Origin of the sequence: Prevotella sp. MGM2 (assembly GCF_002933955.1) — a bacterium.
Classification (GTDB): Bacteria; Bacteroidota; Bacteroidia; order Bacteroidales; family Bacteroidaceae; genus Alloprevotella.
On record NZ_BEWW01000318.1, the window covers coordinates 20,272 to 30,193 of the forward strand.

The window sequence follows — 9,922 nt, forward strand, 5'->3', positions numbered from 1 at the left end:
TGACAGGATGAAGTTATTCTTTGTCGGAACTTAAATCCGGCAGTTTTAATGTACTTCCTATGATGATATTGTCCGGGTCTTTAAGGTTGTTGTATTTAATGATATAAGTCGCATAACTTTTATGGCCATATGTTTTTTTTGCAATACTGTAGATATTATCTCCTTTTGCAACAACATAAACTTTTACCGGTGTTTCCTTTTTATTGCTTTCTTTTTGAGGAGCAGGATGTTTTGTGGTAGTTATGGTATCTTTTTTGATGTTTGTGCCGACCACTGTATTTTCGGTGAATGCCGTGTCTTTCTGTGGGAGGTTTTTAGTTGTACTGATGTCTTGTACCGATTTTTTTGCGACAGATGGTGTGGTTCTTTTTTGTGTGACTGTTGGTGAGGATATGAGTTCGCAAGGACAGAAAACGCGGAAATATCCGGCAAAATAGCTTAGTCCCATTAATATGAGAATAAAAAGCATAAGTGCGATTAACTTCCATCGGTTTTTTTCTTTATGTGAGGGGACTTCCTTTATTACATATTGTATGTTGTCGTGCGACAGGTTGTCGGTATTCTTTATGTTGTCGTTTTCTTTTTCAAATGGCTCTGTGTTGTGTAAGTCTTTCTCCGATCTGATTAATTCAGAAGGATGTTCAACTTCAGGCACAGCTTGTGAAACTTTTTCCAAGGAAATTTTGCTCTCTTCTTGTGTCGGAATGGCAACTTCTTCTTGAATATCTTCTTTCGTTCCCTCTGTTTCTTCCGGCATTTCTGTGATGAATTCCTCTTCTTTTTTTATGTTAAGCACGTCATCAGTTGTTGCCGTAAATGCTTGTTCTCCTGTTTCTTTCTCAGGTAAAAACGTCTCTTCTTCTATTGCGATAACACTTTCGGAGGATACCTGTGCAATCTCTTCTTTGTCTGTTGTTTTATTTTCGTTGTCATAGGAGTCTTCTTCCGGTGTGGGAATACTTTCCAATTCCTCAATGTCTGTATCTTCATTGATAACGACAGTCTGAAAATGTGAAAAAGGTTTGTTAACCAAATCCTTAAGGAAGTTGTCAGGGGTAAAGGTGATTTTGCTGTGCCCGCTTATCTGAATACGTTCGCCGGTATTGATGTCTACACTTTCTCTTTCGCTGACGGGGATGACCTTGAATGTGCCAAATCCTTTGACTTTAACAAACTTGTCCTCCGTCAGTCCCTCTTCGATGATTTCGAAAAAAGCCCGGGTGAAATTTTCTGCTTTTTTTTTCGTGATGCCTTCTTTTTCAGCAAGAATGTCGGCTATTTCCTGTAGCAATATTTTTTTATCCATTGAATGGGGAGAAGTCTTGATACGGTTTTCTGATGTTTGTAAAAGCATCCAGTTTGTAGTGGAACGTCAGGTTATGGTACTCAAAGCCTGTTAGTCGCCGGTTGTAGTATCTTTGAATTTTTCTTTCAGACCAATGCTTGGGCGATAAGCTAAAACCAGTTTTGGGGGAACAAGCATGCGTTGCTTGGTAGTGGGGTTTACCACAACACGTTCCATTTTTTTCTTAACTTCGAAGTTTCCAAACCCTTGGACGGTCAGTGTGCTGCCATCGTCAAGTTTTTCCGAAAATTCAGCCATAAAGGTGTTGACGATCCTCTGTACGTCTTTGGGGGCCATTTCCAGGCGGCTGGCCATTCTGCTGATGTAATCTTTGTTGTTCAAGGCCGTTTGTGTAATTATGGTGAGAGATGTAACGGATTCAATGAGTAATGAAAAGGCCTGCTGGAAGCTGTGCCGGAATGCTGCTATTGATTGGCCAGAACGCCATAGATGTCGTATTCCTCTGCTTGTGTCACGGTAATATCGTAGAAGTTACCGATGACAAGTGCGCCTTCTGAGGTGGGGATGAGCACTTCGCAGTCTACTTCCGGCGAGTCATGCTCTGTGCGTCCTATGAAATAATCTCCCTCACAGCGGTCTATGATTGTTTTGTAGGTCTTGCCCACTTTTTCCTCACAGATTTCAGCCGAAATGCGCTCCTGTAGTTTCATCAGTCTGTCAAGGCGTTCCTGTTTGACGGCGTCGGGAATATTGTCTTCATAGTTCAAGGCGGCGTATGTGCCCTCTTCTTCGCTGTAGGCAAAGGCACCCATGCGTTCAAAACGGGTGGTGCGTACAAACTCCATGAGCTCGTTGAAATCTTCTTCCGTCTCTCCCGGGAAACCGACCATCAGAGTTGTGCGGATGCAGATGCTGGGAACTTCGCGGCGCATTGCGGCCAATAGCTCTATGGTCTCTTGCTTTGTCGTGTGACGTTGCATGCGTGTCAGCATGTTGTCGCTGATGTGTTGCAGGGCTATGTCGAGATAGTTGCACACATTGTCGTGTTCGCGGATAACGCGGAGGAGTTCCATCGGGAAATGAGTGGGATAGGCATAGTGGAGGCGTATCCATTCAACTCCCGGTATGGCCGCCATTTTTTCGATGAGTTCCGGCAGCATTTGCTTCCTGTAGAGGTCCACGCCGTAGTAAGTGAGTTCCTGAGCTATGACCTGAAACTCTCTGACGCCCTTGCCTGCCAGATCTTTCACTTCGGCCAGGATCTCTTCCATCGGCCGGCTTTCGTGCTTGCCCGTAATGATGGGGATGGCGCAATAAGCGCATTTACGGTCGCAGCCTTCCGATATTTTGAGATAGGCGTAATGATTTGGAGTGGTGAGTACGCGTTGGTCTTTCAGTTCTTCGGCATAAGTGCTTGAGAGGTCTTCAAGCAAGTCTTTCCAGTTAAATTTCCCGTAATATTTGTCCACTTGGGGGATTTCCTCTTTCAGTTCTGCAAGGTAGCGTTCCGAGAGGCACCCCATTACGTATATCCGGTTGAGCAGCCCTTCCTCCTTCTGGTCGCACAGGGAAAGAATCATGTTAATGCTTTCTTCCTTGGCATCGCCAATGAAGCCGCAGGTGTTCACCACGACAATGTCACCGTGAATCTCTTCCGGGTTATGATGAATCGTAAAGCCGTGTTCGGCAAACTGGCGCATGAGATGTTCGGAATCTACCAGATTTTTGGAACATCCCATCGTAATGATGTCTATGGTATGCTTTGCCATGTGGGGATCTGTGTCAGAGTTTTGCGTCATTGAACAGGGAGTCTACAAATTCGCTGCGGTTGAAAGGCTGCAAGTCGGTCATTTTCTCGCCGAGCCCGATGTATTTTACAGGCACTTTAAGCTGGTTGGAAATGCCTATTACCACGCCGCCCTTGGCCGTTCCGTCCAGTTTGGTGATGGCCAGCGCCGTCACCTCTGTGGCCTTGATGAACTGCTTGGCCTGCTCAAAGGCGTTTTGCCCCGTAGAACCGTCGAGTACCAGCAGAACCTCGTCAGGGGTGTCAGGAACGATTTTTTTCATCACGTTCTTGATTTTCGTCAGTTCGTTCATGAGGTTTACCTTGTTGTGCAGGCGGCCTGCGGTGTCGATGATTACGACATCGGCATCGTTGGCCTTGGCCGAATTGATGGTGTCGAAAGCCACACTGGCCGGGTCGCTGCCCATTTGCTGTTTCACAACGGGCACCCCGACACGCTCGCCCCAGATGCAGAGCTGCTCCACAGCCGCAGCACGGAAGGTGTCGGCCGCTCCGAGATAAACTTTCTTGCCGGCTTGTTTGAACTGATAAGCCAGTTTGCCGATGGTGGTCGTTTTGCCTACGCCGTTCACACCCACCACCATGATGACATACGGCCTTCGGCCGGCCGGAATTTCAAAATCCTCGGCGTCATCGTTGCCGCTTCGTGTGAGCAACGCCGTTATTTCTTCTTTCAGGATTTTGTTGAGTTCGGCCGTACCTACGTATTTGTCGCGGGCCACACGCTCCTCTATTTTATGGATGATTTCCACCGTTGTGTCTACGCCGACATCGGAGGTAAGCAATACATCTTCAAGATTGTCCAGGACTTCATCGTCAACTTTTGATTTGCCCGCGATGGCGCGGGTTATTTTGTCGAATATGCCGGTCTTTGTCTTTTCCAAGCCGGCATCGAGGACCTCTTTCTTTTCTTTTTTTGAGAAGATGCTGAATATTCCCATTATTCTTTAATATGTAATTAATAGGTATGATATAAGTTTTAACTGCAAACTTACGCAAAAAAAAGAACTTTACCTTTGTTTAGGCGCAATTTTTGAAGTTTATGGGCTATTTCCTCCATCTTTTTGTTTGTTGATAAAGTCACAGCTTGTTTTTTATCATTGTAAATGGGGACTGATACTTGTTGGCTTTTACCTGAGATAAGCATAGACAGTTTCCGGAGATTTGGAGGCTGAGGCGGAATGGGATTTGTTGTTTTAAGTTAGTTTATGAATGTTTAAGATTTTGTTTAGTCGGAACGTTACTGTTTTTTATGCGTCAGATGTGGAAACTGCGGAGATACATTGGAAAAGAACAATCATAAGGTGATTTGAAACTGCATTACTTGGAATTTAAATTCGAATACTTGGAATTTTTACGGAAACTATTGTTTTTCAAATGGGAAAAGGGTTGTTTGCCTTGCGGTAAAAGGGATAAAAAATATGCCCGCACAAGCCTGTACGGGCATATTTCTATACCATTGACAGCCCATGCGATGCCATTGGCAACGGTGGGCTTTTGTTTCTTTGCTGTGAGTCCGGAGTCCTTCTCCGGCAGTTTTCCCGTCTCTTACACCGGGACCCGCAACCCGCGGAGGGATTCGGGAGAATGTGGCAATACTGGGAACCGTTTTCACATTGTGGCCGCCGTAGCGCCTGTTCCCGCCTTGATCGGATTGAAGGCTGGCGCAAAGATACGTCATGAAAGAGGAAAATCCAAATGTGTTTGTGAAGAAAAGTTTTTTGTCAGGCAGAAAGAAAGGAATGGCGTTGTAAAAATAATTCCGCGATGTCTTGATAATTCAAAGTAATTGGCTAAATTTGCTACCGTCTGATGGCTTCTTTCTGCTGGTGTGAGCAATATGTGAGGAAGTACCGTCGCAGTCATATAACTTTTCATATTATTATGAATCATAGTCTCGTTACCATTGCCAATCTTTCGCGCGATAAGATTATGTATCTTATTACGATGGCACAAGAGTTTGAAAAGAATCCCAACCGTAAGATTCTGGACGGCAGAATCATTGCCACTTTATTTTTTGAGCCTTCCACGCGTACCCGTCTTTCCTTTGAGACCGCCGCCAACCGTTTGGGAGCGCGTGTCATCGGTTTTACCGATCCTAAGGTCACCAGTTCGTCCAAAGGGGAAACCCTGAAGGATACAATCCTGATGGTGGGCAATTATGCCGATGCCATAGTGATGCGCCATTATCTGGAAGGAGCGGCTCTGTATGCCAGTGAGGTCTCGCCGGTTCCGGTGATAAACGCCGGTGACGGTGCCAATCAGCATCCGTCACAGACTATGCTCGATCTCTATTCCATTTATCAGACGCAGGGAACGCTCGATAATCTGAACATTTATATGGTTGGAGACTTAAAATATGGCCGGACCGTCCATTCTCTTCTGATGGCCATGCGCCACTTCAATCCCACATTTCATTTTATAGCTCCCCCCGAACTGGCCATGCCGGAAGAGTATAAGATCTATTGCCGCGAGTATGGCATCCAATATGTGGAGCATGAGGAATTTAATGAAGATGTGATAAGCGGGGCCGACATTTTGTATATGACACGTGTCCAGCGGGAACGTTTCACCGATTTGATGGCCTATGAGAGAGTGAAGGATGTTTATATTCTCAAGGCATCCATGCTGGGAAAGGCACGTGAGAACATGAAAATACTCCATCCGCTGCCCCGCGTCAACGAGATTGCCTATGATGTGGACGCCGACCCACATGCCTACTATTTCGAGCAGGCCCGCAACGGGCTGTATGCCCGTCAGGCCATCATTTGCGATGTGTTGGGGCTGACGCTTGAAGACGTGCTTGAAGACGGGAAAAAACACGGCCGGCAGGCATGAGGCCGAAGGCGTGCGAAGATGTTGGAGTTCCCCCCATACAGAGTTTTCTCAATGATAAATTTATTGCTTCAATGAAACGTGAAAAATTTATGGTAGCCGCCATACAGAACGGCACCGTTATTGACCATATACCCAGTTCAAAACTTTTTGAAGTCGTGCGTTTGCTCCATCTGGAAGAAATACGCGGCAGTTCCATCATGGTTGGCTATAATCTGAAAAGCCGCAAAATGGGACATAAGAGCATCATCAAGGTTTCTGACAAATTTTTTACCGATGCCGAATTGAACCTCCTTTCAGTAGTAGCTCCTAATGTGACGCTTTGTGTTATCAGGGATTATGAGTTGGTAGAGAAAAAATGTGTTACTTTGCCTGATGATATTCATAGCATAGTGAGATGTGCCAATCCCAAGTGCATTACCAACAACGAGCCTATGCCCACCAGGTTTCATGTCATTGACCGTAATGCCGGAATCCTCAGATGCCATTATTGCGAGAAAGAACAATTGCTTGATAAAATAAAACTGACCGAACCAAAATCTTAACCATTATGAAAAAAGACACACAGATATTCCAGCTTATCGAGGCGGAACGCCGGCGCCAGCTGCGTGGCATAGAGCTCATAGCTTCCGAAAATTTTGTCAGCGATGATGTTATGCAGGCCATGGGGTCATGTCTTACAAACAAGTATGCCGAAGGTTATCCCGGTCATCGTTATTATGGCGGATGTGGCGTTGTTGACCAGACGGAGACAATTGCCATTGAACGCGTAAAAGAACTTTTCGGCGCAGAATATGCCAATGTTCAGCCTCATTCTGGGGCACAGGCGAATGCAGCGGTCTTTATGGCCGTTCTCCATCCCGGCGACACGTTCATGGGCTTGAATCTGGACCATGGAGGCCATCTTTCCCACGGTTCGAAAGTCAATACTTCCGGTATCCTTTATACCCCGGTGGGATATAATGTCAACAAAGACACCGGCCTTATTGATTATGAAGAAATGGAGCGGTTGGCCCACAAGCATAAGCCCAAACTGATTGTCGGAGGCGGGTCGGCCTATAGCAGGGAGTGGGACTATGCCCGTATGCGTAAGATTGCCGATGAAGTCGGTGCATTGTTTATGGTCGATATGGCCCATCCGGCAGGGCTTATTGCGGCCGGACTATTGGACAACCCCGTTAGGTATGCCCACATAGTGACTTCCACCACCCACAAGACTTTGCGCGGCCCTCGTGGGGGTATCATCCTGATGGGAAAAGATTTTGAGAATCCTTGGGGACTGACTACCCCTAAAGGCGCCGTTAAGATGATGAGCCAGATATTGAACAGTGCTGTGTTTCCCGGTACGCAAGGCGGGCCCTTGGAGCATGTCATTGCAGCCAAGGCCGTAGCTTTCGGCGAGGCGCTTCAGCCGGAGTTTAAAGAATATGCGCTACAGGTGAAGAAAAATGCCGCCTGCCTGGCTGCAGAACTTACCGGACGAGGTTTTACAATCGTTAGCGGCGGAACCGACAATCATTCCATGCTGGTTGACTTGCGTTCGAAATATCCTGAACTCACAGGAAAGGTGGCGGAAAATGCGCTGGTGGCTGCCGATATCACTGTGAATAAGAATATGGTTCCTTTCGACACCCGATCGGCTTTTCAAACTTCGGGTATTCGTTTGGGAACGCCGGCCATAACAACACGTGGTGCCAAGGAAGATCTTATGGTACTGATCGCGGAACTGATTGATACTGTGCTTTGCTCACCTGAAGATGAAACGGTTATCGCTGATGTGCGTCGACGTGTTAATGAAACGATGCAGGACTATCCGCTTTTTGCCTATTGACATAAATTTTGAGGAAATGAATAATGCCGGTAAAGCCGCCGAATGGTTGTGCTTTGCCGGCATTATTCGGTTATACGGGATTTTAGTGGAATAAATATTTTCCTCATTTCTTTTTTCGCTATTTTTGCAGCCGAAAATGGCGCAGCGAAAGATAATACATATTGACATGGATGCTTTTTATGCCTCTGTTGAACAGCGCGATTATCCAGAGTATCGTGGACGGCCTATAGCCATAGGGCATGACAGTGCCCGAGGCGTAGTGGCCACAGCCAGCTATGAAGCACGTCCTTATGGAGTACATTCTGCATTATCCTCCGTGGTGGCCCGTAGGCTTTGTCCCGGTCTTATTTTTGTTCCGCCGCGTTTTGAGGTTTATAAGGCTGTTTCAAAGCAGATACATGCCATATTTCATGAATATACGGAACTTGTGGAACCTCTTTCGTTGGACGAGGCTTTTCTTGATGTGACACATGCCCGCTCTGCCACCCTTGTAGGACGTGATATAAAAGCACGTATTTTGTCAGAAACTGGTCTGACTGCTTCCGCCGGTATCTCAGTTAATAAGATGCTGGCTAAAATAGCTTCCGACTATCGTAAGCCTGATGGATTATTCGTCATTCCGCCGCAGGATGTCGAGGCTTTTGTGGTGGAACAGCCGGTGGAACGTTTTTTTGGCATAGGCAAGGTGACAGCCGAAAAGATGCATCGTCTGGGCATTCATACAGGAAAAGATCTTAGAGAGTGGACGGAGTATGATTTAGTTTGTATGTTTGGCAAGGCCGGCCATGCTTATTATGGCTATGCCCGTGGTGTGGACAATCGCGAGGTGGTTCCCAACCGTATACGAAAGTCTGTAGGAGCGGAGAAGACTTTTCCGGAAGATATAACCGACCGCGACAGATTATTACAGGAACTGTGGCTGGTGGGGCAGGAGGTGTGGAGTAGGCTCGAGCGACATCATTTCAGAGGAAAGACAATTGTTCTGAAAATCAAATTTGATGATTTTCATCAAATCACACGTTCGCGTACTCTGGCAATTCCTGTAGACAGTGAAAATACTTTGCTGAGTATTGGTGAAGAACTGCTGGCTTCTGTTAAATTAGGAGGGCATGGAGTTCGGCTGGCAGGCTTGTCTGTTGGCAATGCTCAGGAGGATGAGGCTGGCGATGAATGGATACAACTCAGCTTTAAATTTAAAGATTGGGAAGATGGATGATTTTTGTTTGGCCTATTTTGTTCTTACTTGCCATTACTTTAATTGATGATTATCGGGAATATTTTGACCGGGAGAGGGATGATTATTATTTATTGGTGTTTCCCTCTGTTTTTATGAAAACCGAAACAATGAAAGTGACGGGTACAAGGAGCATGACAAGGATGAAGAAATTCAGATATCCCATCAGGTCTGACAAATAACCCGCAAATAACCCTGGAAGCATCATGCTGAGGGCCATAAAGCCCGTGGCAAACGCATAGTGGGCCGTTTTGGATGGACCTTGGGCATAACTTATAAGATAGAGCATGTAGGCCGTAAATCCGAATCCGTAGCCGAATTGTTCGATGAAAATACATATGGCTGTTAAATGGATGCCTTCAGGCTGAAAGTAGGCCAGGAGGACGTAGAGTATGTCTGGCAATGATATGGCCATGACCATGAACCACAGCCAGCGTTTCAGGCCGTCGCGTGAGACGGCTATTCCTCCTAGAACACCGCCCACTGTCAAGCCGATGATGCCAATCGTACCTTGTACGAAGCCTACTTCTGAGGTGGTCAGGCCCAAACCTCCTTCTGATACCGGGTCGACAAGGAACAGGGGGCATACTTTGGTGAGTAGTGCTTCAGGCAACCGGTAGAGTAGCATGAAGGCGATGGCAGCCCAAAAGTGAGGCTTGCGGAAAAAACTTATGAAGGTGGCGAGGAAGGCTTTGCCTATTTCTTTTTTTTGTATGGCAGACGGTAGGTCCGCTTTGGGGCGGGGCAGGGCATAGTGGTGGTATGCTAACAAAAGAAGGAATACAAAAGCGGCAATGGCAAAGGTGTAGGACCATGCCTGTATCGGGCGGCGGGTGTAGACTTCGAGCACGCCGGCTATCATCAGTAACAGCCCTTGTCCGGCGATGGTGGAAACACGGTAGAACGTAC

General features: G+C 46.6%; 9 protein-coding genes and 1 pseudogene. 4 read left to right on the forward strand and 6 right to left on the reverse strand.

Going from position 1 to position 9,922, the window contains the following annotated elements; all coding sequences use genetic code 11:
- Positions 1–13: 13 nt before the first annotated feature.
- From C5S62_RS12110 to ftsY, 5 genes and pseudogenes are all read right to left on the reverse strand, one after another.
- Positions 14–1,033, reverse strand: coding sequence for a LysM peptidoglycan-binding domain-containing protein (locus tag C5S62_RS12110; RefSeq protein WP_255400155.1), 1,020 nt, complete (start codon positions 1,031–1,033; stop codon positions 14–16).
- Positions 1,034–1,036: 3 nt separating this feature from the next.
- A pseudogene (locus C5S62_RS14165) lies at positions 1,037–1,354 on the reverse strand (HU family DNA-binding protein); the annotation flags it as partial.
- A gap of 42 nt (positions 1,355–1,396) precedes the next feature.
- Positions 1,397–1,687, reverse strand: a complete 291-nt coding sequence (locus C5S62_RS12115; RefSeq protein WP_104405641.1) for an HU family DNA-binding protein — start codon at positions 1,685–1,687, stop codon at positions 1,397–1,399.
- An 83-nt stretch (positions 1,688–1,770) separates the two neighbouring features.
- The gene (rimO, locus tag C5S62_RS12120; protein WP_104405642.1) at positions 1,771–3,075 is read right to left on the reverse strand and encodes a 30S ribosomal protein S12 methylthiotransferase RimO; all 1,305 of its coding nucleotides are present in this window, start codon (positions 3,073–3,075) and stop codon (positions 1,771–1,773) included.
- 13 nt (positions 3,076–3,088) lie between these two features.
- Complete coding sequence (gene ftsY / locus C5S62_RS12125; RefSeq protein WP_104405643.1) at positions 3,089–4,054, reverse strand: signal recognition particle-docking protein FtsY; 966 nt, start codon at positions 4,052–4,054, stop codon at positions 3,089–3,091.
- 940 nt (positions 4,055–4,994) lie between these two features.
- On the opposite strand from ftsY, the gene pyrB reads away from it, so the two are divergent.
- The 4 genes from pyrB (at position 4,995) to dinB (ending at position 8,995) form a co-directional block, all read left to right on the forward strand.
- On the forward strand, positions 4,995–5,951 hold the full coding sequence (gene pyrB / locus C5S62_RS12135; protein ID WP_104405647.1) for an aspartate carbamoyltransferase: 957 nt from the start codon (positions 4,995–4,997) through the stop codon (positions 5,949–5,951).
- A 71-nt stretch (positions 5,952–6,022) separates the two neighbouring features.
- Positions 6,023–6,493, forward strand: a complete 471-nt coding sequence (locus tag C5S62_RS12140; protein WP_104405648.1) for an aspartate carbamoyltransferase regulatory subunit — start codon at positions 6,023–6,025, stop codon at positions 6,491–6,493.
- A gap of 5 nt (positions 6,494–6,498) precedes the next feature.
- A complete protein-coding gene (gene glyA, locus C5S62_RS12145; RefSeq protein WP_104405645.1) occupies positions 6,499–7,779 on the forward strand; it encodes a serine hydroxymethyltransferase in 1,281 nt (426 codons plus the stop codon).
- A 136-nt stretch (positions 7,780–7,915) separates the two neighbouring features.
- A complete protein-coding gene (gene dinB / locus C5S62_RS12150; RefSeq protein ID WP_104405646.1) occupies positions 7,916–8,995 on the forward strand; it encodes a DNA polymerase IV in 1,080 nt (359 codons plus the stop codon).
- 85 nt (positions 8,996–9,080) lie between these two features.
- On the opposite strand, the gene C5S62_RS13660 is transcribed toward dinB, so the two are convergent.
- On the reverse strand, positions 9,081–9,922 hold an 842-nt coding region (locus C5S62_RS13660; RefSeq protein ID WP_371411208.1), incomplete at its 5' end, for an MFS transporter.

Bases quoted from the DNA above. Each gene is read 5' to 3' on its own strand.
- rimO (WP_104405642.1), bottom strand. From the start codon at position 3,075: ATGGCAAAGCATACCATAGACATCATTACGATGGGATGTTCCAAAAAT.
- ftsY (WP_104405643.1), bottom strand. From the start codon at position 4,054: ATGGGAATATTCAGCATCTTCTCAAAAAAAGAAAAGAAAGAGGTCCTC.
- C5S62_RS12140 (WP_104405648.1), top strand. From the start codon at position 6,023: ATGAAACGTGAAAAATTTATGGTAGCCGCCATACAGAACGGCACCGTT.
- glyA (WP_104405645.1), top strand. From the start codon at position 6,499: ATGAAAAAAGACACACAGATATTCCAGCTTATCGAGGCGGAACGCCGG.
- dinB (WP_104405646.1), top strand. From the start codon at position 7,916: ATGGCGCAGCGAAAGATAATACATATTGACATGGATGCTTTTTATGCC.